The sequence below is a fragment of the Pseudomonas sp. GP01-A4 genome (assembly GCF_058780865.1).
The window spans coordinates 102562-125413 of record NZ_JBYSWF010000004.1; the positions used below are offsets into that span (position 1 = coordinate 102562).

The 22852-nt window shown below is 54.9% G+C and carries 20 protein-coding genes and 2 pseudogenes; 2 read left to right on the plus strand and 20 right to left on the minus strand.

Features of this window, described 5'->3' with window-relative positions; all coding sequences use genetic code 11:
- Positions 1 to 58 precede the first annotated feature (58 nt).
- Entirely contained in the window at positions 59 to 1927 is a 1869-nt protein-coding gene (locus tag AC3WKX_RS04545; RefSeq protein ID WP_102604213.1) for a tyrosine-type recombinase/integrase, read from the plus strand.
- Here AC3WKX_RS04545 and AC3WKX_RS04550 read toward each other — a convergent pair.
- Entirely contained in the window at positions 1902 to 2534 is a 633-nt protein-coding gene (locus tag AC3WKX_RS04550; protein ID WP_102604212.1) for a LysR family transcriptional regulator substrate-binding protein, read from the minus strand. The genes AC3WKX_RS04545 and AC3WKX_RS04550 overlap by 26 nt on opposite strands.
- A gap of 102 nt (positions 2535 to 2636) precedes the next feature.
- On the opposite strand from AC3WKX_RS04550, the gene AC3WKX_RS04555 reads away from it, so the two are divergent.
- On the plus strand, positions 2637 to 2930 hold the full coding sequence (locus AC3WKX_RS04555) for a helix-turn-helix domain-containing protein (RefSeq protein WP_102604211.1): 294 nt from the start codon (positions 2637 to 2639) through the stop codon (positions 2928 to 2930).
- A gap of 26 nt (positions 2931 to 2956) precedes the next feature.
- Here the strand turns inward: AC3WKX_RS04555 and AC3WKX_RS04560 are convergent, their stop codons facing one another.
- From AC3WKX_RS04560 to AC3WKX_RS04650, 19 genes and pseudogenes are all read right to left on the minus strand, one after another.
- Positions 2957 to 3856, minus strand: coding sequence for a LysR family transcriptional regulator (locus AC3WKX_RS04560; RefSeq protein WP_102604210.1), 900 nt, complete (start codon positions 3854 to 3856; stop codon positions 2957 to 2959).
- Between the two features lie 124 nt (positions 3857 to 3980).
- Entirely contained in the window at positions 3981 to 4433 is a 453-nt protein-coding gene (locus AC3WKX_RS04565) for a transposase (RefSeq protein WP_102604209.1), read from the minus strand.
- Positions 4434 to 4858: 425 nt separating this feature from the next.
- Positions 4859 to 5095 (minus strand): hypothetical protein, encoded by a 237-nt coding sequence (locus tag AC3WKX_RS04570; protein ID WP_102604208.1) that lies wholly within the window; start codon positions 5093 to 5095, stop codon positions 4859 to 4861.
- Positions 5096 to 5343: 248 nt separating this feature from the next.
- Positions 5344 to 5527: pseudogene (locus AC3WKX_RS04575) on the minus strand (2-hydroxymuconate tautomerase family protein).
- A 50-nt stretch (positions 5528 to 5577) separates the two neighbouring features.
- Positions 5578 to 6372, minus strand: coding sequence for a 2-oxo-3-hexenedioate decarboxylase (gene dmpH, locus AC3WKX_RS04580; protein WP_102604207.1), 795 nt, complete (start codon positions 6370 to 6372; stop codon positions 5578 to 5580).
- Positions 6369 to 7406 (minus strand): 4-hydroxy-2-oxovalerate aldolase, encoded by a 1038-nt coding sequence (gene dmpG / locus AC3WKX_RS04585; protein ID WP_102604206.1) that lies wholly within the window; start codon positions 7404 to 7406, stop codon positions 6369 to 6371. The genes dmpH and dmpG overlap by 4 nt, the downstream gene beginning before the upstream one ends.
- 11 nt (positions 7407 to 7417) lie before the next feature.
- A complete protein-coding gene (locus AC3WKX_RS04590; RefSeq protein ID WP_047526714.1) occupies positions 7418 to 8356 on the minus strand; it encodes an acetaldehyde dehydrogenase (acetylating) in 939 nt (312 codons plus the stop codon).
- A 10-nt stretch (positions 8357 to 8366) separates the two neighbouring features.
- The gene (dmpE, locus tag AC3WKX_RS04595; protein WP_047526713.1) at positions 8367 to 9149 is read right to left on the minus strand and encodes a 2-oxopent-4-enoate hydratase; all 783 of its coding nucleotides are present in this window, start codon (positions 9147 to 9149) and stop codon (positions 8367 to 8369) included.
- 78 nt (positions 9150 to 9227) lie between these two features.
- Positions 9228 to 9582 (minus strand): annotated as a pseudogene (locus tag AC3WKX_RS04600) (aldehyde dehydrogenase family protein); the annotation flags it as partial.
- A gap of 397 nt (positions 9583 to 9979) precedes the next feature.
- Positions 9980 to 10315, minus strand: a complete 336-nt coding sequence (locus AC3WKX_RS04605; RefSeq protein ID WP_158244061.1) for a LysR substrate-binding domain-containing protein — start codon at positions 10313 to 10315, stop codon at positions 9980 to 9982.
- A gap of 194 nt (positions 10316 to 10509) precedes the next feature.
- Positions 10510 to 12933 carry an efflux RND transporter permease subunit gene (locus AC3WKX_RS04610; protein ID WP_102604204.1) on the minus strand — a complete coding sequence of 808 codons (2424 nt, stop codon included), beginning with the start codon at positions 12931 to 12933 and terminating at the stop codon, positions 10510 to 10512.
- Positions 12930 to 14027 carry a WD40/YVTN/BNR-like repeat-containing protein gene (locus AC3WKX_RS04615; protein ID WP_102604203.1) on the minus strand — a complete coding sequence of 366 codons (1098 nt, stop codon included), beginning with the start codon at positions 14025 to 14027 and terminating at the stop codon, positions 12930 to 12932. Before AC3WKX_RS04615 ends, AC3WKX_RS04610 begins: the two co-directional genes overlap by 4 nt.
- Before the next feature lie 111 nt (positions 14028 to 14138).
- On the minus strand, positions 14139 to 15476 hold the full coding sequence (locus tag AC3WKX_RS04620) for a DUF1329 domain-containing protein (RefSeq protein WP_306418360.1): 1338 nt from the start codon (positions 15474 to 15476) through the stop codon (positions 14139 to 14141).
- A gap of 16 nt (positions 15477 to 15492) precedes the next feature.
- On the minus strand, positions 15493 to 17247 hold the full coding sequence (locus tag AC3WKX_RS04625) for a DUF1302 domain-containing protein (RefSeq protein WP_102604202.1): 1755 nt from the start codon (positions 17245 to 17247) through the stop codon (positions 15493 to 15495).
- 95 nt (positions 17248 to 17342) lie between these two features.
- Positions 17343 to 18200, minus strand: coding sequence for a 2-hydroxy-6-oxo-6-phenylhexa-2,4-dienoate hydrolase (gene bphD / locus AC3WKX_RS04630; protein ID WP_102604201.1), 858 nt, complete (start codon positions 18198 to 18200; stop codon positions 17343 to 17345).
- A gap of 601 nt (positions 18201 to 18801) precedes the next feature.
- Positions 18802 to 19254 carry a hypothetical protein gene (locus AC3WKX_RS04635; RefSeq protein ID WP_146013700.1) on the minus strand — a complete coding sequence of 151 codons (453 nt, stop codon included), beginning with the start codon at positions 19252 to 19254 and terminating at the stop codon, positions 18802 to 18804.
- A 21-nt stretch (positions 19255 to 19275) separates the two neighbouring features.
- Positions 19276 to 19485, minus strand: a complete 210-nt coding sequence (tnpB, locus tag AC3WKX_RS04640) for an IS66 family insertion sequence element accessory protein TnpB (RefSeq protein ID WP_306418361.1) — start codon at positions 19483 to 19485, stop codon at positions 19276 to 19278.
- Positions 19486 to 19657: 172 nt separating this feature from the next.
- Entirely contained in the window at positions 19658 to 21418 is a 1761-nt protein-coding gene (locus AC3WKX_RS04645) for an FAD-dependent oxidoreductase (protein WP_102604199.1), read from the minus strand.
- A 314-nt stretch (positions 21419 to 21732) separates the two neighbouring features.
- Positions 21733 to 22626 (minus strand): VOC family protein, encoded by an 894-nt coding sequence (locus tag AC3WKX_RS04650; protein ID WP_201774169.1) that lies wholly within the window; start codon positions 22624 to 22626, stop codon positions 21733 to 21735.
- Positions 22627 to 22852: the final 226 nt, after the last annotated feature.

Genomic DNA, 22852 nt, shown 5'->3' on the forward strand with positions numbered 1-22852 from the left:
CTGGGGCCGAGCGGGCCATGGAATGAGCATCTGACTCCTGACGTGTTCAGGAGCAGACATGGCACTCACTGACATGGTCGTCCGGCAGGCCAAGGCCACCGGCAAGGACTACACCCTCCCTGACTTCAACGGTCTGTCGTTGGCCGTCTCAGAATGCGGCACCAAGACCTGGCACTTCCGCTACACCTGGCTGGGCAAGCAGAAGCGGATGTCGCTCGGGATCTATCGGGAGATCAGCCTGCGCGAGGCCCGCGAGCTTCGCGACCAGGCTCGCTCGCTGGTGGCCAAGGGCGTCAATCCGCAACGGCAGCGTGCGAAGGACCGGCGACTGGCCGTTCAAGCAGAGCAGAACACCTTCGAGGCGGTGTACGAGAAGTGGCTCGCATTCCGTGCGCAGGGTCGTCTCAAGAAGGGACGCCAGACCACGCTCTCGATGATTCCGCGCATCTTCGAGAAGGACATCCTGCCGAGCCTGCGCAAGCGGTCGATCTACGACGTCACCCGCACCGATCTGCTTGAGGTCGTCGGTCGCATCGAGAAGCGCGGAGCGCCGTCCGTCGCCGAGAAGGTGCGTACCTGGTTCAACCAGCTCTTCCGGTACGCCCTGGTGATCGTTCCGGGGTTGGAACAGAACCCGGCTTCCGACCTGGATGTGGTCGCCATGCCGCAGCCTCCTGTGCGCCACAACCCCTTCCTGCGTATGCCCGAGTTGCCCGAGCTCCTTCGGGTTCTGCGCAAGTACCCCGGGCGGTTGCAGACACAACTCGGCCTGCGGATGTTGCTGCTGACAGGCGTGCGTACCGGAGAGCTGCGTCTGGCGACGCCGGACCAATTTCGCCTCGATGAGGGTCTCTGGGTCATCCCGCCGGACGTGGTGAAGCAGTTGGAACTGAAGATGCAGAAGGATAACATCCGGTCGGAGGACATCCCGCCGTACATCGTGCCGCTGTCCGTACAGGCGGTTGAGATCGTCCGACACATGCTCGATCGGTTCAAACCGGCGCAGAAGTACTTGTTCCCAGGAGCCAAGAGTCTGAAGCAGCGCATCAGCGAGAACACGCTCAATGCGGCGTTGAAGCGTCTGGGGTACGAAGGACGGCTGACCGGGCACGGCATCCGAGCCACCCTTTCGACGGCTCTCCACGAACTGGGCTATCCCGAGAAGTGGGTCGATGCGCAGCTCTCCCACGTCGACCCGAACCAGGTCCGGGCGACCTACAACCACGCCAAGTACGTGGAGCAGCGTCGGCGCATGATGCAGGACTGGGCCGATCGGCTGGATCTGTTCGAGCTTGGGCAGGTCGAAGCGGCCAGCACCCTCCTGACCATCCAACTGGAAGGCTTTCCCGTGGTCGCCGGTGAGCAGGATGGACAGCCCTCGCCGACGGTGAAGGCGGCGCCCACACTCGTGGTGTCCCAGCCCCAGGGCGCGATGACGCTGACGACGGTGCCGACGCAGCGCCTGTCCGCGGTACGAGCGCCCAGGCCTCAGGAGCCGGCCATCTCGAACGTCCAGCGCGAGCGCATGATCCTGCTGGACATCCTGGAGGCTCCGCACAATCTGTCCGTCGCCGATTATGCCAAGCTGGCCGGCAAGTCGCGTCGCTGGATCACCTACGAGATCACGGCCGGCAACCTGCTGTCGATCAGCCTGGGCAACCGGGGGCAACGGGTGCCGGACTGGCAACTCGACCCTCTCAAGCGCCGGCTGGTCCGGGCTATCCTCAAGCAGACGCCCCGCGGCGTGGATTCGTGGCGCATCTATCACGCCTTGACGCGACCGCATGACGTGTTTGGAGGGTTGTCTTCGATCGAGGCCTTGACGCCGGATAACCTCGACGTTGCTGTGCTCGCGGTACACGACGCGATGAACGAGGCGGAGGACCTTTACGGCGTGGCGACTACACGACTGCCCGAGCTCGTCTAGCGAAACGCGAGATGGCAGGGGCTGCGCGGCTGGCGGAGGTAGGCCTGAGCAAACTCGTCCCGATCCAGTACGCCCCCTCCGCCAGGGGGCGCATCACGATGCCCCAGTCACGAGCCTGAAGGATGCGAGTGCGGGAGGCAATCCCTACGCCGTAGCCGGCCGCCACCAGCAAGGCCATCAGCTCGAAGGAACCCGACGTGCACGACACGCGGGTCTGGTCCCCTGCGAGCAGCGCCTCGATCTGTTGGCTGAGTGCCTCACAGACACGCGGATACGACTGGATCATGGGATAGCGCAACAGTTCCGTCAAAGAGACCGCGGCATGCGCCAGCAAAGGCGACCGTCGAGGTACGGCCGCGGCCAGTTCATCCCGCCAAAGCAGCTGGCTGTCCAGGGTAAGCGAAGTCGGGCCGGATATTGCGATACCAAGATCGTAATGGCCGTCCTCCAATCCCTGGATGAGGTCTTCCTGCCGGACCTCCGTCGCCAGGATGGGGGTCTCAGGCTCTTCCGCACGCTGTAACGCGAGCAGAGTCGCCAGTTGTGGCGACAGTACTCCCTCCGAGACCGCGAGCCTGAGTGTCGAAGGTTGGCTGGAGACGCCCATGAATGCCCTCTCAAGAGTTCGGGGCTAAAAAACGAACTTCCATCATACCAAGGGTTATATTTAACGTGGTTTAAATCACGGTGACACTCGACGCTTCTGCCGATGCAGAAGCGTACAGTTCAACGAGGCCGTCCCGCCGGCTCGACCACCTACGAAGCCGCGCCCGCGTTAGCTTTTGGCCTGGAGATCCGCGCTGCGCGGACAGAACTGGGAATAGCTCAAGAAGAGCTGGCGTCCTTGGCAGGAATTGAACGATCGCACATGGGCAAGATCGAGCGTGGGGAGCATATGCCCACGTTGGCGCTAATCCTCAGAATTGCTGCTGCTCTGAACAGTAGTGCCGCTGATCTAATGGCAGCGACAGAGAAGAACCTACGATCGAGACCAAATACGTAGCAGGTGTAGGCGTCGGGCTTCGCCCGTCATTCGTCCATCTGGGCATGTAGACGCGCAATGAAACGGTCCAGGGGCGGGGCTGGAGAGGTATCAGTACAGCCACTTGGTCGTAGAAGGTACGTGGTGTGAATGACGTTCGGAGCCTTGAGGGGACGAGTCACGATGTCAGATCGATTGCAAACTCCGATTCGCGCCGCGTTCGCGAACCCAACTCCATAACCTGCTGCGACCAGCGTCAGCATCATGTCCATCGAAGCAACATACTCGACGTTGCCCGGTTTGCTTGTCGCAGTGTGCAGCAATCGGTTCAACTCGCCATTGCACTGTCCGAAAAGACGCGGATCCGCCATTACCAATGGATAGCGTAGCAGAGCCTCCAGAGGGATCTGCGGGTGAACGAGCAACGGATGTCGTGTCGATACGGCCACAACCAGTGAGTCGATCCAGATCGGTTCCGCTTCAACGCCATCCCCTACATCGGCGGTGCATGCAAACCCCACATTGAACGCGCCCGAGCGCAGCCCGTGCAACTGCTCGACCAGCGGAGCCTCGGTCAAACGTATCTCTATTTTCGGATCTTCTTCGCGACAGCGTGCGAGAAAGGTGGTCAAGCGCGGATCAATGCAGCCGCACGGGACAGCTATACGAAAAACGCCCAGATAGCCAGAAGAAACCGCCCTCGCGTTTTCACGGGCCACGTCCAGGCTCAAGAACAGTCGAGTCACATCCTGGAGAAACACTGTCCCTGCCTGGGTCAGGCGTGTCCCGCGTCGGTCGCGATCGAACAACAGAACACCCATTTCGTTTTCGAGTTCCTTGATGATGCGCGACAGTGGGGATTGCTCGATATGCAGCCTTTCAGCGGCCCGCGTAAAGTGCAACTCCTCTGCCAGGACCACGAAGCAGCGAAGGTGACGCAATTCCATGGCTTGTCCTCCCTCAGAACTGAGGCGGAGCCGCTTCGCCTCACGTGGACTGGTTCAAGCAGGTACGGCTAAAGGCTCCCTTGTAGGGGGTTGGGAGCAATGGAACAGAAAGTGCACTTAAGCCCTACCATCGCCGCTCCGTACCTTCTTCCCGGGCATCCGCCTCGATAAAACAGTTGCGCATGTCGGCTTCCTGGCTGATTTCGGTCAGCAGGTCATGTCCGGTCTTGTCCAGCTCGTCGTCGCTCCGATACGGGATGGTCAGCTCGTAGTGGCCAGCCTCCAGCCGCTTCACGCAGTAGGGCTCCAGGCAATAGCGCTCGATGTTCTCCGTTGCCCACTTTCGGCCGCGCACGAACTTGCTGTTATTCACCACTGCCAGGCGCAGCGTGACGGTGGTCACCCGCTCGACGGCGGACAGCTCTGCCGGCGATGACGACAAGGCGGTGAGCTGCTGATCGCGTGACCGGGCGCACTTCTGATATGCGCCGATCTTGACGCCCCGGTGCCGTAGGTAGCTGTACAGCGTGCTCTTGGAGATATGCAGCTCGAGCCGCTCAAACGCAGGCTGGTTCAATCAGTGTTGAAGCAGCTACCTCAGGGCATCGACGCCTGGGACATCTACCATGCCCTCTTGTGCTCCTACGACGCCCTGGGAGCACACACAGTCATTGAGGCAGTGTCCCCGACGCACCTGCACCTGGCTGCACGGCTGGTTGCCGCGCAGTGCATGGAGACAAGCGATCCTATAGTGCCTTTCGAATTTCCGGGGCGATTCAACCATCGCTGAGCCGCTTAGTGTTGGCTGATTACTACCGTCCTCGTAAGTTCGTCAAGATCGATAATCGCCCGACTCACATAGAACTCAGCACCACTTTTGGCGTGTAACTTTCCGAGTTGCAACTGGCTGCGTACGAAATTGAAGTTTCTGCGTCTCTTGTCAAGAGTAGCGCGGTGCTCAGCCAACATGTACAGCAGTTGGTCGAAGCGCGCCTCAATGTTCTAATCAAGCATATGCATCTGTTCGGGCGACATCAGAAACTGTTCCTTGTCCACCATCGGATAATGGCGTAACTGATAGTCGAACAGGAGTCTGGCCAAAGCACGGCTCTGACCAGTGAGCAACGCAACAAATGAATCGGGCTGCAAACCTTGCTGCTCGCGGGAGTAGGCTAAATCAGCAGCCTGCTGCAGGTCTCGGACGTGAACCAGGAGTTGCCGCACCAGGTCGGGAAGCATATGGACATGTAAACCTCTTCCTAAACGCTATTAACACTTGCCAGCACGCTCATAATGATCTTGCAGCGGCGCTAACAACTCTTCACTAAACTTGCGGCTAGCCTCAATCGCCCTGTCAGGAAAATCCGGAACAGTGGGGGAGGAGGCGAATAGTGGAAACCCGCTATGCGACTCATCCTTTGTCAATCTCCTAGTTTCAGGCATTAACCTCGTCGGTGGCCCTCCCACTATGAGTGGCATCGCTACGTCTAGCGTCGCACCTTGCTCGCCGGTTCACCACCGATGCCGAAGCGGTTCTTTGGCATTTCGGTGATGATCACCCGCACCCGCTCGATGGGTGTGTCCAGCGAGCGTGACATTGCCTCGCTGACTTCGCGGATCCCTTCTGCTCGCGCGGAGACCTGCGAGGTTATACAACTGGGCAATGGGCATGGCCTCATTCCTTACAGTCAGCGGCCGACCATAGGCCGGCCGCACAGGTTTTAGATGAAGCGCGCGGTAACCGAGCCAAGCCCCTGATAACGCACGCTGATATTGTCTCCCGGTGCCACTGCCACTGCCGCAGTGATGCCGCCGGTCATGATGAACGTACCCGCCGGTATGTACTCACCACGCTCGGCCAGCAGGTTGGCCAGTATCGCCACGCTGGACAACGGATGGCCGAGCACAGCGGCACCGGCACCGACTTCCACCACCTCGCCGTTCTTCTCCATCACCACACCAAGGGTGCGCAGATCGACCTCTTCAAGACAGGCCATCCGGCCTCCGGCAATAAAGCGGGTCGACGAAGCGTTATCGGCCACCACGCTGGTCAGGTCGAACTTGAAGTTCTCGTAGCGCGAGTCGAGCACTTCCACCGTTGGGATCACGTAGTCGATCGCCGCAATCACGTCATTGATATGGCAACCAGGGCCCTGCAACGGTGCTTTGGTGACCACGGATATCTCCGCCTCAATCTTCGGGTGGATCAGCTTCGAGCAGTCCACCACGCCACCGTCCGGCATGCTGAAGTAATCGGCAAGAAAACCGTATATCGGCGTTTCCACACCCATCTGCGCCATCTTCGCCCAGGAGGTCAGGTCCATCTTCAGGCCGACGATCTTGTTGCCGCGGGCCTCCTTACGCCGGCGGATATCCCACTGCACGTCGTAGGCGTCGGCGAAGGTCAGCTCCGGATAGTCGTTGGTCACCTTGGGAATGTCGTGGACCTCAAGCTCGGCCTTCTCGATGTGCTCGACCAGGGCCAGTACCTCTTGGCGGCTCAGGGTACGGTTCATGCCCGTGTCCCCTTTCCGGCGGCCAGCAGGTCCAGGGCGACATCGACGATCATGTCCTCCTGGCCACCAACCATACGGCGCTTGCCCAGTTCGACCAGGATGTCTACAGCCTTCAGGCCGTACTTAGCCGCCGCTACTTCCGAGTGGAGCAGGAAGCTGGAGTAGACCCCGGCATACCCAAGGGCTAGGGTTTCGCGATCCACACGCACCGGGCGATCCTGCAATGGCCGGACGATGTCGTCGGCGGCGTCCATCAGGGTATACAGATCGGTGCCGTGCTCCCAACCCAGGCGCTCGGCAGCGGCGATAAAGACTTCGAGAGGGGCATTACCGGCACCGGCACCCATTCCGGCCAGGCTGGCGTCGATGCGATCACAGCCCTCCTCCACCGCGACGATGGAGTTGGCTACGCCGAGAGACAGATTATGGTGGGCGTGCATGCCGGTCTGGGTTTCCGGCTGGAGTACGTCCTTGAGTGCACGGAAGCGATCACGAATATCCTGCATGCTCATGGCACCGCCGGAGTCGACCACGTACAGGCAGGTGGCACCGTAGCTTTCCATCAGCTTGGCTTGCTCGGCCAGGCCTTTGGGCGTTTGCATGTGGCTCATCATCAGGAAGCCGACGGTATCCATGCCAAGCTTGCGGGCGTGCTCGATATGCTGGCGAGACACGTCCGCCTCGGTGCAGTGAGTCGCCACCCGCACGATACGCGCGCCCGCCTGGTAGGCGTTGTCCAGGTCATGGGTGCTGCCAATACCGGGCAGCAGCAGGGTGGCGATTTGGGCATGGCTGATCACTTCGGCTACCGCCTCGATCCACTCCAGGTCGGTGTGGGCACCAAAGCCGTAGTTGAAGCTGGAGCCCTGCAGGCCGTCGCCGTGAGCCACTTCGATGGAGTCCACCTTGGCCGCGTCGAGTGCGCGGGCTATGTCCTGCACGTTCTTAATCGAGTACTGGTGGCGGATGGCGTGGCTACCGTCGCGCAGGGTCACGTCGGAGATGTAGAGTTTCTTGCCGGGATTGAAGGTCATGGCGGTGCTCCTTAGGCACTGAGCAGCGACTGGGCCATACGCTCGGCGGTGGCCAGCGCAGCGGAAGTCATGATGTCGAGGTTACCGGCGTAGGCCGGCAGGTAGTGGCCGGCACCTTCAATTTCGAGGAACACCGTGGTCTTCAGCCCGGAGAGGTTGCCCAGGCCGGGAATGTTCAGCGGTGCCGATTCGGGGATCACATCGAACTGCACCTGCTGCTTGAGACGGTAGCCCGGTACATAGGCCTGCACCGCATGCACCATCTCCTCCACCGAGGCGGCCACCTTATCCTGGTCGGCGAGGTCGGACAGCACGTAGACGGTGTCGCGCATGATCAGCGGCGGCTCGGCCGGGTTCATAATGATGATCGCCTTGCCCTTGCGCGCACCGCCGATCACTTCGATGGCCTTGGAAGTGGTCTCGGTGAACTCGTCGATGTTGGCGCGGGTGCCGGGACCGGCGGACTTGCTGCTGATCGAGGCGACGATCTCGGCGTAATGCACCTTGGCTACGCGGGAGACGGCGGCGACCATGGGAATGGTCGCCTGGCCGCCGCAGGTAACCATGTTGACGTTGGTCTCGTGCAGATTGGCTTCGAGGTTGACCACCGGCACACAGTAGGGGCCAATGGCCGCCGGGGTCAGGTCGATGATGCGCAGGTCAGGCTCGAGGCCACGCAGGAACACGTCGTTCTTGATGTGAGCCGAGGCGCTGGTGGCATCGAAGACGAAGTCGATATCCTGGAACACCGGCAAACGGGTCAGACCCTCAACGCCTTCATGGGTGGTGGCCACGCCCATGCGCGCTGCGCGGGCCAGGCCGTCCGAGTTGGGGTCGATACCGACCATGGCACCCATTTCCAGATGATTGCCATTGCGCAGGATCTTGATCATCAGGTCGGTGCCGATGTTGCCGGAACCGATGATGGCGACTTTGAGTTTCTTGCTCATGGAAAAATCCTCAGACAAAGCGCACGGAAGCGCTGCCGATGCCGCCGATATCGACGCGCATCACATCGCCGGACTTGACCGGCTCCAATGGCACCAGAGATCCGGAGAGGATCACTTCACCGGCTTTCAGGGGAATACCGAAACGGCCCAGGGTGTTGGCCAGCCAGGCCACGCAATTGACCGGCGAGCCCAGCGCCGCCGCACCGGCACCGGTGCTGATGACATGGCCGTTCTTCTCCACCACCATGCCGCAGGTGACCAGATCGACCTGGCGTGGCGAGACCGCCCGGTCGCCAAGAACGAACAGACCGCAGGAAGCGTTATCCGCCACGGTGTCCTCGATCTTAATTTTCCAGTCGCGGATGCGCGAATCGACGATCTCGAAACAGGGCATCACACACTCGGTGGCGGCCAGCACGTCGGCGTTGGTCACCCCAGGGCCCATCAGGTCTTTCTTGAGGATAAAGGCGATCTCGCCCTCGGCCTTGGGCTGCATCAGCAGCTTGCTGATTGGCATGGCTTCGCCGCTGTAGAACACCATGGCATCGGTCAGGTAACCGAAGTCGGGCTGGTGTACGTTAAGCATGTTCTGCACCGCCTTGCTGGTCACACCAATCTTCTTGCCGATGATCTTCTCGCCAGCGGCCAGGCGGTGTTCGAGCATGCGCAGGGAAATCTGGTAGGCATCCTCGATAGACAAATCATGGCGGCTGGTCAGCGGTGCCACGGCCTCGCGGTTGAGCATGGCCTGGTACAGTTCGTCGCCGAGCTGCTGAATCAATTCTTGGTTCATGTGTGCTGTTCCTGTTGGGTGGACGCGATGATTTCGCGACCGATTTCCGGGCTGTTCCGGGGGGTGTTCATTAGCACCTCACAACTTCACGCAGATGTTTTTCACTTCGGTGTAGAACTCCAGCGAATCCACCCCGCCTTCACGGTCGATGCCCGACTGCTTGCTACCGCCAAAAGCGGTACGCAGGTCGCGCAGGAACCAGCTGTTGACCCAGACGACACCAGCCTCGACCTGCCCGGCGACGCAGCGCGCGCGAGCTGTTGTCGGTTCAGATAGCAGACGCCAGACCGTAGGGCAGGCTGTTGGCCAACTCGATCGTTTCTTCCTCGGTATCGAACGGGCGGATGTGGCAACACGGACCGAAAATCTCCTCTGTGACCAACGCCGAATCGTCCGCCAGGTCAGTCCAGATGGTCGGTTGCACCCACGCCCCACAACCGCTGCTATCGAACCGTCGTTCTCCGTTTCAGATTTGGCGGTGGCTACACATTCAAAAAGCCTTACAGATACGCTACGCAAAAAAGCCAATATCGTGCCAAGTGGCTAGCCCCTCCCGCAGGGAAACATAAGCCAATGTTCTATAAGACCTTTTACTCAGAATTACACGAAAATGAATAAAGGAGCGCTCTTCAGTGCTCGCTATAAGGCGTTAAAGCAGGTGAGAAATGGGGGGTGAATTCATAATTTTATGAAACCCAGATCAGTGGCTCTACTCCAGCCTCATCAAATTCTGAAGCTGATATATGCTGCTATCGACCGACGTCTTGTAAGGGCAAGTGTCCTCCGGCAAAACTAGGGAGCCTCCCAGGCTTGTCTGGCAAGGAGGATATTCAGTTGTTCGAGCAGATTCTCGGCAGCTCGCACTGGATTGCGATGACGTTGCGCAGCCATTGAGTAGCTGGATCACGATGAAGTCGAGCGTGCCAAAACAGATCGATAGAAAGTCTTGGTAGCGGCACCGGGTGTTCCGAGTAACCTAAAGCAAGAGGAAAGAGATTAGGCTGGATCAGGACCTCGGGTACCGTGGCGATCAGATCGGAGCTTTTCAATAGGTATTCCAAGCTAGCGTACTGTGGAATACGCAGCTTAGCTTTTCTTTTTATCCCCTGCTTCTCAATGATTTCATCGACCTTGGAGTACTCCGCTCCGGCAGTCGTGACACTCAAAAAACGAAGACAGCCAAAACGATGAATACTAGAGCATTACACGCCGAGTTGACGCGACTGATACGGAATAAACTCTAAGGAGACACGTCCAAGATGGTCTTCCAATTACTATGATGGCCGATGCTGCCAAGAGGAACTCGCAGCATCGGCCATGTCTCAATCAGACAAGTGATTGTTTGGAACCTACTTTTACCTTAACTAGCCGCACTCAATTTAGAGCTCTTCTTTACCAACGCAGTTGCCGGCAACAGAAACCTCGCAAGAGCGGGCAAGAGAATCAACGCGCCAACCATATTCACCACGAACATGAATGCGAGCAGTATTCCCATATCGGCCTGGAACTTGATCGGCGAAAAGCCCCAAGTAGCGACTGCCAAGCCCAGAGTAACACCAGTGAGCACAACCACTTTTCCGGTGAATAGCAGTGCATGATAGTAAGCCTCCGACAGGCTCATGCCCTGCCTCAGACGAGCCATCGTCACTGTTAGCACGTACAGGGCATAGTCGATGCCAATGCCAACTCCAAGCGCAATTACTGGCAGCGTGGCGACCTTGACACCAATACCGAGCGCCACCATCAGTGCTTCACAAAGCATCGAAGTCAACAGTAGGGGCAAGATCGCACAGACGACGGCACGCCAAGATCCAAAGGTCACAAAAGCGAGCCCTACAACGGCAGCATAAACGAGCAACAACATTCGCCCATTGGCTTGTCGGACCACAATATTAGTGGCTGCCTCGATGCCCGAGTTTCCTGCCGCCTGGATGAACTTAACTGTTTCCGTATCGTTACGGAGCGCAAAATCCTCTATTTTTGCGACTACCCGTTGCAAGGTCTCGGCTTTGTGATCCTCGAGATAGATATAGACCGAAAGCATATCGCACGCTTGACTATACAGTTCACGCGGCGTACGCATTAAAACGGCGTTGATCATCCCTTGGGAACGCGGAACATCAAACCAGGCGAAACTTCCCTCGTTCATCCCGACAGTTGCACGGCGCGAAAATGCAGCAAGTGAGTTGGTGGCGGACACACCCTGCAACTGCTGCAATTCCCACTCCAGCACATCCACCTTCTGCAAAGTGGAGTATGCCGAACACTCTCCTGGTGCCGTTTTCACCATTGCGACGAAGATATCACTGCTTGCCGAATAATTAGCTTTCATAAACGCGCTATCACGGTTATATCGCGAATCCTGGCGCAACTCCGCGGCCCCCCCATCCAGGTCACCGATCTGCAGACTGAAACTGACATAAAACGCGGTCAGTCCCACTACAAAGCCAGCACAAATTGCACGCAGCGCCCATTTACGCCGGGTAAAGTGATCGAGAAAAGCCCAGAGAGGATGTTTCTTGTGTTCCGGATCGGAAAGATCCATCAACTCGGCCCTGAGGCTGCGCTTCGCCGCACTCAGACTGACACCGGTAAAAGAAAGAAGGATGGGTAACAGGAGCAGATTGGTGAAGATGAGCGCAGCCATCCCCAGACTTGCAGTGATCGCAAGATCCTGGATGACGGGAATATCGATCACCATCAACACCGCAAACCCGACGCTATCCGCCATCAAGGCTGTTAAACCCGCTAAGATCAATCGGCGAAAGGTATAGCGAGCCGCGATCCATTTATGTGTGCCACGGCCAATATCTTGCATAATGCCGTTCATCTTCTGCGCACCGTGGCTGATACCAATGGCGAAGACCAGAAATGGCACGAGGACAGAGTACGGATCGAGTTCGTAGCCCAGAGAGGTCAACGCACCCAGCAGCCAAACCACAGCAATCAGAGAACACGAGACGACTAGAGTTGTACTACGCCAGCATCGAGTATAAGCGAACAAGACAATCGTACAAATCACGACTGCCAACGCAAAAAAAGAGATAACCTGGTACAGGCCACTAATTAGATCACCGACAATCTTTGCAAAACCGGTAATGTATATGTGGGTCGTATCGCTCTCATACTTCGCTCTTAGCGCCTCCAGTTTCTCCGAAAACGCATGGTAGTCCAAGCGCCCTCCCGAAATCGTATCCCGCTCAAGAAGCGGCAAAAGTATGATACTCGAACGAAAGTCAGCTGCCACCAACGCGCCAATCTCGCCGGAGCGCTCAATATTGGTACGCAGCCTCTCCATTGATGCAGGCGAGCCATCATACCCCTCGTCAATTACTGCCCCCCCTTCAAACCCATCTTCCGTGACCCCCATCCAGCGGGTAGAAGGGGTCCAAATGGATTTCATGTACGGTCGTTCAACACCAGGGAGTAGGAACAGATCATCATTAAGTTTCCGAACCGTCTCAAGATAGTCGGCATCAAAAATTGTCCCATCGGTATTTTCAACCGCAATCCGAACGACATTGCCTAATCCAGCCAGATCGGACCTGTGTGCAAGATAGTTTGAAATGTATGGGTGGTTAGTTGGAATCATCCGCTCGAAACTCGCTCCGAGTTCAAGGCGAGTCGCCTGCCAACCAAGCAGAACTGTTAGCACACCGCAAAAAATCAGCAACACAAGACGATTATTAAATAAAAATTGCTCTAAAAAAGATCCCGATCTCGCATCAAAATCACTTATATTCTGGATTACCGGATGCTCGCTCATGTTATGCATAACCGTCATTGCGCCAACTCCTCGCTGGGTTCCATTTCGGTAATACGGGAAACTCCGCGCAAACCGCTATGTACGATTACACCATCAGTAGCCAAAGCTAGGCCTGTAACAGGTACCAAATTGTTCGTAGGCACCTGCAGGAAAGTCCGTCCGCCGTCCTTACTGCGGAAGACCTGACCTCTTTCGTTCGCCAATAGAAATGTGTCGCCGGCCACATAAACACTAGCACTTATTGTGGCCTCGGGCATTTCGATACAGGTCCAATTTCCCCCACCGTCATCGCTTCTGTAAAGCCGCCCTTTCAGACCGTATATGAGCATGACCGACGGCGATGCAGTTATACCGAATATCGTGGCGTTACTCGGCGACTTGATCCTTGAAAAGCTCTTTCCCCCATCACTAGACTGTAAAAGAAGCCCCTGCTCTCCCGCCAGGTACAACTTTCCTTGGACGGCCACCGCGCTATAAACGTGGAAACCATCCGAGTCTTGCATGCTCCCCATTAATGAGTTCCAGGTTTTGCCACCATCCGAAGTGGAGAAAGCCAACCCATATGCTCCGAAAATCATTCCATTCCGGATATCATAAAAAAGAACCGCCAAGAATGGCTTATCAGCGCCTTCAGCAACCAAGCGCTCAGCGTCGCTGATACGCCGTTGCGACTCGTCGGAGTTGTTTGCACTCCTGCGTGCGGCCTCCAACTCAATCTGCGCGGCCGCGATCCCGTCGAGCTGCTTCACCCACGTCTCACCACCATCGGAAGTATGGATAACTACACCACTATGACCGACAGCCCATCCATTCTTTGAATCGATGAATGTCACTTGTGTTAGTGTTGTCGAAACAGGAACATATCCCTGACGCCATGATTTACCTTGATCATCAGATAACAATACAACTCCACGCTCACCAACTGAAACAATTCTGGTTCCAGCATTTACGACAGCTAGCTGTACGACCGGATGCACCCCGATTACCTTTGGGGCAGGCTGTTCAAGAAGACTGTCCGCCCAGCCACTGCTGGCGTGCAATATAGAGGATGCAAAGGCTATGGCCAAAATAGCACCTCTTCCCCATACAATACGTGATAGAAATGACATCATCGAAAGTTTCCAGAGAAGTTCGCATAGTAAAATGATGGTGTGTGTAGACCTCAAACCAAAGCTCCCCGATAGAAAATCCACCTATCGGGAATACTTTGCTAATCTCATTATTTACCGGGCAGTATCGCTGGCCATGGCGTTGGGGCTGAAGTAGCCCGTCTTACGCGGAGGGATAATCTTAAGAGTATCTACGTACTGAAGTGCCGCGAGCGTATTTGCCTCTAGATTGTAAACAGCGGTGAAGTTTGTTGCGAGCATCTCTGCCTCAGGAACGATCATGTTCATGACCTGAGACGTTCTCCACAGCTTGCCCTCGGCATCATAGCCATCCACCAAGAGAATTGCCCAACTATCCTCATCGATGTAAAAGCGACGCTTCGGAACAGCATGTCGCTTACCCGATGCAAGAGTGGCCTCCACCTCCCAAACACGGTGCAGTTCCCAGCGCACGTGGTCAGGATTCGTGTGAAAGGGTACAAAAGCCTTTTCATCGCCAGCTGCAAAAAACCGATTATTATTGTAGGGTATATACATCTCGTGCTTGCCAACGAGCTTCCAGTCGTACCGATCTAGACGGCTACGCAGACCGTAGATTTCGTCGAAGTAGTTTGCCCCCGATGCCATGAAGTCAGGAGTGTCATAGCTGAGTGTTGGTGCTCGGCGGACACGACGCTGTCCAACAAGGTATTGCCACGCTTGTGGCTCCTTATCCATATCCAAAGTCTCATGCACGAGCACCCGCTCGCCCGCCTTGAAGCTAGGAGCAGTGATGTTAAATCGATAAAACTGATAAACATCATTGTACTGCTCAGCACTACCATCTTTCACGTAATAGTTAGACTGCTCATTAATCACCGCCTTTGAGGCCATGGATCGCTTCCCGTCCGGGGTCCCAACAAAAACACGAAAATCAACATCTACAGACGCAGGATGGGGCCTGACGAGATGATTCCACATCACTTCGTTGCCATTACGTGGAATCGGAAACGGCACTGCCCCCCATGCCCCGGTGAAGCTGAGGCCGTCGGGGGTCAGCTTGGCCTGAGTAGCCGCTTTGAACGTATTGTCATAGACCCACACGGGAGCCCCTGCAGTACGATGTGTCGGATAAACATCTACACGATAACTCGGATACTTTTTCAACAGCGCGACAACCCCATCGGACAACTTATCCGCATACTGACCCACGTTCTTCTCTGTGATGCTTACAATCGGCTTTTCTTCAGAGAAGGGATCAGGATACTTACCACTGCCAGATCCTGGAATTGGAGTAACGTACCCCCCCCGCCACTCAGGAATAGAGCCATCCGAATTCCCTGCTCTCTCAGCCCCAAGAGGAGTCAGGTTGCCTTTAAGTTGCTCTGCCTCTCGTGGAGAAACCGCCGCCAAAGCGACCACTGGAATCAGTATTGAAAATACTGCGACGATTACAATATTTTTAGTCATCATACTCACCACCTTATTATTAAAAAGTACGCTGAACCGAGAAGGCAATAAAATCGCGATCATTGTGATATTGATCATAGGATGCATAGGGCCCAACAGAATTCTTGGAAGTAGCAGCACCAGAACTTCCATAATAATGCGTATAGTTAAGCCCAACCCGCCAGCTATGATCGATTGTTGCATTCGCACCGATGCTAAAATCGCCCCCGTGCTCGGGACTGAGATTCACTACCGCAGACCGTCCGCTTATGCCATAACCGATGCCAATTGGTATCTCCAAGTCAACGGATGGAAGGACTTGAAAATACTGCATCTGCAGCACCGTACGCATCGCCAATGCATCACGTGTATGAGTCGTATTTTGCGACTCGAAGAATGTCTGCGACGGTTTGTGAGTAACGCTCAGGAGGCGGTTGAAGGCAAGTTCGGATGCAATGCTGGCCGCATCCCATAGGCGATTAGCTGGATGAACCGATATAGCCGAAAGATTGACATGCAGGGAGTTACCACGTGCATAAGGGGCATTTCCATCATTATCAGCATTGGGTACGGAGGTATTCAGGATTACATCACCTGGAATAACCAATGGCACATTTCGTCGGGTCGAGATTTCAGCTGCAACGTTAACGTCATTGAACACAGTCGACGCACTTGCACCGTAAACCCTAATATTCTTGGCGTACATGAGGTTGTAGGTGCCGCCCCCCAGAACGCCTTCACCGGCAGCGATAGACGGAATATTTAATACAGGGATTGGTGACTTGTCGTCGTATTGGGCCGCATAGATCCCGTAGTCCACATCACCATGCTGGATTTTCACTTGCATACCCCACTGACCGTTATCATCACCGTGGTAGGTTTTTCCCCGTGTTGCGAAAGGTGACCCATCCGGCGCCATAGCTGCAAATGGATGAATGAGTAAATCACCACCTGGTCCGACAAAATCCACAGGACTGAAATAACTGCCAACTCCAGGAAGCCGGCTTTCTTTCCATTGAAACTGCAGATAGGAACCAATACTTACGTTATCAGATAGGGATAAGGTACCGGATACTTGATTAACAGGAATGGCAATTTCCTTAAACTGCACATTTGGTAGGGAAAGTGCTTTCACAGCGTCCACAGGCGTTTGCGCGGCAGCAATACCATTTACCCCGAGAAAAAGCGACTCGCCATATATTAGCGTATGCCGACCTGCGCGTAGTGTGAGCGTTTGGTCGCCAATTTCGCGTTTTCCGTATACGAAAGCATCCGCAATTTCTGCATCTTCGCCCATAACCCTCTTGGACGCGCTCGGAAGCCTGTTATTAGCCCCCCCCGCCGCCGCAGCAACCGTGTTTGGCAAGTTTCCATCTTTGGGGAAGTCGTTACGACCATCCGCATAAACATCGTCATACCAGCCAGCACCCGATACACGGAAACCGACATCCTCATAGGCAACGTCCAACTCGGAAAGAATATCAAATCGATTATTGATCAGTCCTTTCTTGATCCCAAGATCACCGAAGTCCGTTCCAGGCTGAGCGCCACGCTGATTAGCGATTTTTGGATCTGCATCCCTTATCCGCCAGGCCGCCGTATATTTAATGGTGTTGTCCCAGCGAATCCTAAAGTCGCCATCGTTTTCCACTTCAAATGCGTGGGCGGTGCCAAATGGAATGGCAGCGCCAATTATAAGAGTGGCGATTGCGGCGGAGAGCCCCTCGATTTTTAGCGATGCTGCGCAAGGCCACTGACGGCATGCGTGACTGACCTGATAATTGCCATTAGACATATATATCTCTTTTATTCTATTTATGAGATGTGAAGCGTGAAGCACAAGAAAATCCCCGACCCACAGCCGGGGCTTTCATCCTCTATGTGACAGATTCAGTTACGAAAGAAATCAATCACCAGCCGATTAAAGGCATCGGCATGTTCCCATTGGGCCCAATGACCACAACGTGAAAACACATGCAACTGTGCATCAGGCATGAAGTTGATAAGTTTCAGACCATTGTCCAGCGGTACAAAACGATCGTCCCGCCCCCATGTGACCAAAGTTTTATTGGGGATCTTGTGCACCTGATCGACTACATCCCATGCAGTTACCGGAGTCACCTTAGAACTCGCAACAAAATTCTTAAGATGTTCAGGACGAGAACGTATGTTATTCCAGCGATCTTGCCGCAACTCCTCCGTAATAGCAGAGGGGTCGAATACGAATACATTCAACATCTCAGCAAAGTTGGCCGGCGTTGGATCACTGTATAGTCGAAACATATGCCTGAGGCCTTCCTGAGGATTCGGCTGAAGCAGGCTCTTACCCATCCCCGCAGGCCCCATCAGAACCAACCGATCAAGTCGGTCCGGGAATTCGAGCGCAAAATTCAGTGCCGTAGCTCCACCCATGGAATTACCCACTAAGTGAGCTTTCTCGATGGACAAGCCATCCATGAGCCCCTTGACCGCACGAGCATTCAACAAGCCCCGCTGAGTATCGGTAACGACTTCGTCCGTTTTATTGAAGCCGGGACAATCAAGCAAGATCACTCGAAAACCAGCATCAGCCAGAGGCTCGATATTCTTGTAGTAATTGCTCCATCCGCTCGCACCAGGGCCACCACCATGCAGCATGATCACGGCTTCGCCTTGCCCGGCCTCGTTGTAATGAAGACGAAAATTACTCAGCCCTGGTTCGTCAATGACTAGGTAGTTGCTAGTTCCAGCTTCAGTGTATTTTGGCATAGGTCCATCCATTCAATGAGCCTGCCGGCCCTAAATTTAACTGCCCCTCATATATCGAGGGTATTTAGTTTCCGCTCCTACGTGGGGAGCGGTAATTAGCATCCGTTGCAGCACCATGCACACAGGCCAATAAAGATAAGCGAGCAAATATTTTCACCTACTGAGGAGCCAAACCTTTAGAACTATGCGGCCTAAAGGTCAGAGTCCGTTTCGCTCAGAGCAGCAACCCGCTATCGAAAAACCTTACAGATGCGCGACGTACAAGCATCAATGCCAATATCGCGCCAAGTAATCAGGATCACGCCCAAGCATAAACATAAGCTATTGTTTTATATTGCTTTTTTAAAAAAAAAAGAGTAAAGAGGTAAGAGCGAGCGCTCCCAGGAGCTTGAGATCAGGTGCTAACGTAGACAAGGAATGCAGCAATATTCATAATTTTATGAATCCAAGATCAGTGCCATTGATTCCATATCATCTAATTCTGAAGCCAGGCCTACATGTCATCCACTGCAGCGCCTCAAGAGCGACCAACTGAGGTACCACCTTCAGAGCACTCACCCCGGCTGTGCTGATGCGGCCAAAGGCCTCACGGCACAAGCGCCTAGACAAACTGTCTGGAGGCGCGACTGACAATGCATAGACCACCTATCCGGCATACCAAGAAGCCATCGAAGGCTTTGAGCAACACACCATCAAGACGGTACGACGGGTTTATGGAGCGCTTTCGGATCAACAGCGCATTTTGTTCGCGCAGGTGCTCGATCTGCCCGTCCTTGGCGGTTATTTCCTTGTCCTTCGAAGACATCTGCTCATGCAGCGACAGCAGAAGCTGCTTCAGCAAAATAGGGTCGTCTGGAAAGGTTTCGGGCACGGAAATCATGCCGTGGATTATTCCGGCCCAGGTCACGAAACGCGGCGTCAAAACCTGGTGGGCGGTTGCGCCAGAGGTCATCCATCCAGCAGCCAGTTCAGTTTCTGAACCTTTAGTACGATGGACTTCCTCTTGATCGTCTGGTGATGTTTTGAACCGCTCATCAAGGCGCTTGAGCCACAAACAGAAGCCGTCGCGCTCCCACTACAAAAGTTTCACCCGGTTACGTGACTTGTTGAGACAGACGAACAGTACCGGGTCGAACACAGCTACTTTGATGTCCAGCTCGACCAGGGCGACCAGGCCGTCGATGCATTTCCGAAAATCCACCGGCTTTTGGGGTAGAGGTAGACTTTTTCGACTTTTGCGTCGGGGCGCATCATAACGGCTGGCTCCAGAAAGAAATTGGTGCACAGCATTGGCTGGCCTGGGGATTATTTGTAGATGAGGTTTAGGAGCGCTTACGTACGGCGGATGTCCCCCTGCCTCCAGATTTTTCAGTATCCAAATGACAAACGCCCCAAACTAAGTCGGGGCGTTTGTTGTTTGCTTTACCGGGATTCAATAGAGGGGTTCACACAACCGATTATGCCCGCCCAAGGATGTTCCTCATCGCCACGATCAGCTGCTCAAGACTTTTCTGAGATGCGTCTTTCGCGCGAAACGCGATAAACATGTCCGGCCGTACGAGCAATGCGCCACTTTCGTCTATCTCGGATATATTGGCGTACTCACCATAGGTATCCACGAACGCCTGGCCCGGGCCGATTACGCATACCTTTAGATCAATCCCAAGAGACTGCGAAACCCGTTCGGCCTCGTGCTTCCAGGCAATTCCGGAAAGCCCTGTCAACAGGGTGAAGCGGCCTTTCCCACACAAGTCCAGGGTAGAGATCCGCCGCTGATTCTCGGTAAGCCAAACATGCGGTAAATGCGCACCAGGGCGTGTACTCGACTGATAGAAAAACTCTTTATCACGAACAAACCCCGGATCAGGCGTGCCGTCGGGGAACACCGCGCGGGAAACATAGCGTTGATTCAGCTCGACACCGTGCCCGCCGCCAAGCCCGATGATGGTCGCATCCATGGCCTTACGAAGTGCAGCGCGCCGCTTCGCCCCCTCCTCACTTGCATCCTTGAGACGCACCAGAGCTTCCGCCATTTCCGCCTCTGTCGGAACCGGTGGAAGACAGAGCGCCTCGAAAACAGGAGGAAATGTGGAAAGACTCTTATAGGCTCGCTCGACGATCTGTTTCGCCACGGGCGACCGTTCCGCGTCGTAAGAGTCCAACAATGTCGGCGCAGCCTTGCCTTTGAGCACCAGAGCAATCTTCCAGGATAGATTGTAAGCATCCTGGACGGACGTATTGAGCCCAAGCCCCCCCATCGGCGTATGACGATGAACGGCATCGCCCATGCAGAAGACTCGCCCGGCGGTGTTGCGCACGGCATATTGCTGATTGATCGTCCAGGTTGAAATAGGGCCAACCTCAACCGGAATTTCATCCGTACCGATTATCTCATGGATAATTTTTTTGGCTTCTTCCTTGGTGATCTCGGGCGTGCCTTTTGACTTTTCATACCCCCAAACACACATCCACTTATTCCAGGGCCGAATCATTCGCAGTGCTGCGACGCCGACACCATTGATCCCGCTGCCAGCGCGGAACATCCAGTACATGTCGCCTTTACGATGTTCACACAGCGATGATAAATCAGCGCTGAACTCAATGTTTATCGACCCGGAATCACCGATGCCCATCTGCCCTTCAAACGGCAAACCGGCGTTTTGCGCAACTAACGAGCGAGCCCCATCCGCACCAATGATATATTTCGCACGCACCTCATACTCGACGCCACTTACGTGATCAAACAGTCGCGCGGTTACACCGTCTTGGTCTTCAAAATGACCCAGGTATTCCGTCAGGAAGCGGACGTCCGCACCGCGCAGAGCAGCCTCACTTACCAACAGCGGCTCAAAATACAACTGCGGCAAATCACAGTATCTTGTTGGGCTGGCCAGTTCGTGTTCTGCGTGCGCCTGAGGATGAGATGCCCACGCTGGAATTCGTCCAAACTCCTCGCCTGCTAAACTGGCGGCATAAACATGCTCACCCATATATTCCTTTGGCACCGAAAGCGACTTCGCCGACTCTTCCAAGCCAAGATCACGCAGAATTTCCATCGTGCGCTGATTAGTAATGTGCGACCTAGGACCTGTTGAAGTGGAGCGCCGTCTATTAATCATCAGACTGCGGACACCCAGACCCGCCAACAGAGCAGCCGACATAGCACCGGCCGGACCAGCACCCACGATAAGAACATCAGTTTCCGCAGAATTCGACATAACGATTTTCCTGTTGTTTTTATTTAATTTTGACAATCATAAGTTGCAAAAATAATTAAAGCACCGACGATAACCCGCTTAAGGAGATTGGGCCGACATGCAAATAATCAACTTTTACTTATGACCACGAATCAATATTCAGACCGAACCAGACTCAAGCCTGCGAGTTATCCACAAACAACTCATACCTTTCGCAGAAAACCTAGATCAGCCAACAAACTGCAGTTAAGCGATTTCTAGACTGAATGAAAGAACATACGTGTCAGAATGAGGCCCGTTGGCAGCACGCGCTGTTCGTCCAGTTGGATTTCTCCCTAGCCCCGGGGGGGATGCCTATGTCCCCAATCGCTTAACTGGCTATAACGCCTGACCTCCCAGGTGGCATCATCAATAACCAACCCGCCGAAGCCAAACTCCAGGAGGAAGCCAGAAGGTGTTTTTGCGTAAAACGAGAACATTCCATCATTGGGATGATGGCCAAACTCCATTTCAATTGGAACTCCCGCTGCGACACAACGATCATAGGCAAGCCCGACATCATTCATGTTGGCAAACTCAACCATGATGTGATGGATGATCTTGGAAACAGGGAACGGAACTTCTGCCGTTGCAACCGAATGATGGCGTCCCGTGGCAGAATGGAAGAACTTCACCTCCATTTCTTTGCCAAGCACCACTTCACCACTGATGTAGTCACTGAGTTTTACCCCAAGGATGCACTCGTAAAAATCAGTGGTGGCCCCACCGGACTTATCCACCGCGACAAAGTGACCAACGCCCAGCCGTCCCGTCACAAAAGGCCCGCACAAGACCTTCGAGCGAAATACATCCGACAGCGCTGCGCGCCGGGCACCAAAATAAAACTCATGGAACATGCCATTATCATCACTGCATGAGAATACGCATTCGACCCTGCGCACACTTGCCAACTCGGCCGAGGCGTCACGCACTTCTACACCGTGCTCTCGTAAACCTGCAACATAACCCAACAGGGCCTCTTCCGTGTCGAACTCCCAGCCAGCGGCGATCATGTCATCGGCATTATTCGACTGCAGCAGAATACGCTGTTCAAAGCTATCCATTCGCAGGCCAAGACTGACACCCGCTTCACGAGCGCCAACCTGCAGACCAACAACATCTACAGCGAACCGCTCCCACGCATCGAGATCACTCACCCCTAAAACGATATATCCGAGATTTGAAATCATTGTTATCACATCTCCGCTCTCATATAGCTTTAATAGGCAGCAATGTCGAAGAAACCTCACAGCTGCCTTGCAGGGCTCTTAGCCAATACCGTGCCAAGTTGACTAAGCGGCCTCTCACAGGGAAAGACAACATACTGTTTTATAAGGATTTTCATTCTAAAAAGCGCCCGAAAGCCTAGTTCCGGACGGCAGTACCCTCCCTCGGAGGCCGCCAGGAGGTGCCGAA

What these genes read in the sequence shown, in the direction of transcription:
- AC3WKX_RS04545 (WP_102604213.1), top strand. Translation starts at nt 59, where the DNA reads ATGGCACTCACTGACATGGTCGTCCGGCAGGCCAAGGCCACCGGCAAG.
- AC3WKX_RS04550 (WP_102604212.1), bottom strand. Translation starts at nt 2,534, where the DNA reads ATGGGCGTCTCCAGCCAACCTTCGACACTCAGGCTCGCGGTCTCGGAG.
- AC3WKX_RS04555 (WP_102604211.1), top strand. Translation starts at nt 2,637, where the DNA reads ATGCAGAAGCGTACAGTTCAACGAGGCCGTCCCGCCGGCTCGACCACC.
- AC3WKX_RS04560 (WP_102604210.1), bottom strand. Translation starts at nt 3,856, where the DNA reads ATGGAATTGCGTCACCTTCGCTGCTTCGTGGTCCTGGCAGAGGAGTTG.
- AC3WKX_RS04570 (WP_102604208.1), bottom strand. Translation starts at nt 5,095, where the DNA reads ATGCTTCCCGACCTGGTGCGGCAACTCCTGGTTCACGTCCGAGACCTG.
- dmpH (WP_102604207.1), bottom strand. Translation starts at nt 6,372, where the DNA reads ATGAACCGTACCCTGAGCCGCCAAGAGGTACTGGCCCTGGTCGAGCAC.
- dmpG (WP_102604206.1), bottom strand. Translation starts at nt 7,406, where the DNA reads ATGACCTTCAATCCCGGCAAGAAACTCTACATCTCCGACGTGACCCTG.
- AC3WKX_RS04590 (WP_047526714.1), bottom strand. Translation starts at nt 8,356, where the DNA reads ATGAGCAAGAAACTCAAAGTCGCCATCATCGGTTCCGGCAACATCGGC.
- dmpE (WP_047526713.1), bottom strand. Translation starts at nt 9,149, where the DNA reads ATGAACCAAGAATTGATTCAGCAGCTCGGCGACGAACTGTACCAGGCC.
- AC3WKX_RS04610 (WP_102604204.1), bottom strand. Translation starts at nt 12,933, where the DNA reads ATGACGGTTATGCATAACATGAGCGAGCATCCGGTAATCCAGAATATA.
- AC3WKX_RS04615 (WP_102604203.1), bottom strand. Translation starts at nt 14,027, where the DNA reads ATGATGTCATTTCTATCACGTATTGTATGGGGAAGAGGTGCTATTTTG.
- AC3WKX_RS04620 (WP_306418360.1), bottom strand. Translation starts at nt 15,476, where the DNA reads ATGATGACTAAAAATATTGTAATCGTCGCAGTATTTTCAATACTGATT.
- AC3WKX_RS04625 (WP_102604202.1), bottom strand. Translation starts at nt 17,247, where the DNA reads ATGTCTAATGGCAATTATCAGGTCAGTCACGCATGCCGTCAGTGGCCT.
- bphD (WP_102604201.1), bottom strand. Translation starts at nt 18,200, where the DNA reads ATGCCAAAATACACTGAAGCTGGAACTAGCAACTACCTAGTCATTGAC.
- AC3WKX_RS04645 (WP_102604199.1), bottom strand. Translation starts at nt 21,418, where the DNA reads ATGTCGAATTCTGCGGAAACTGATGTTCTTATCGTGGGTGCTGGTCCG.
- AC3WKX_RS04650 (WP_201774169.1), bottom strand. Translation starts at nt 22,626, where the DNA reads ATGATTTCAAATCTCGGATATATCGTTTTAGGGGTGAGTGATCTCGAT.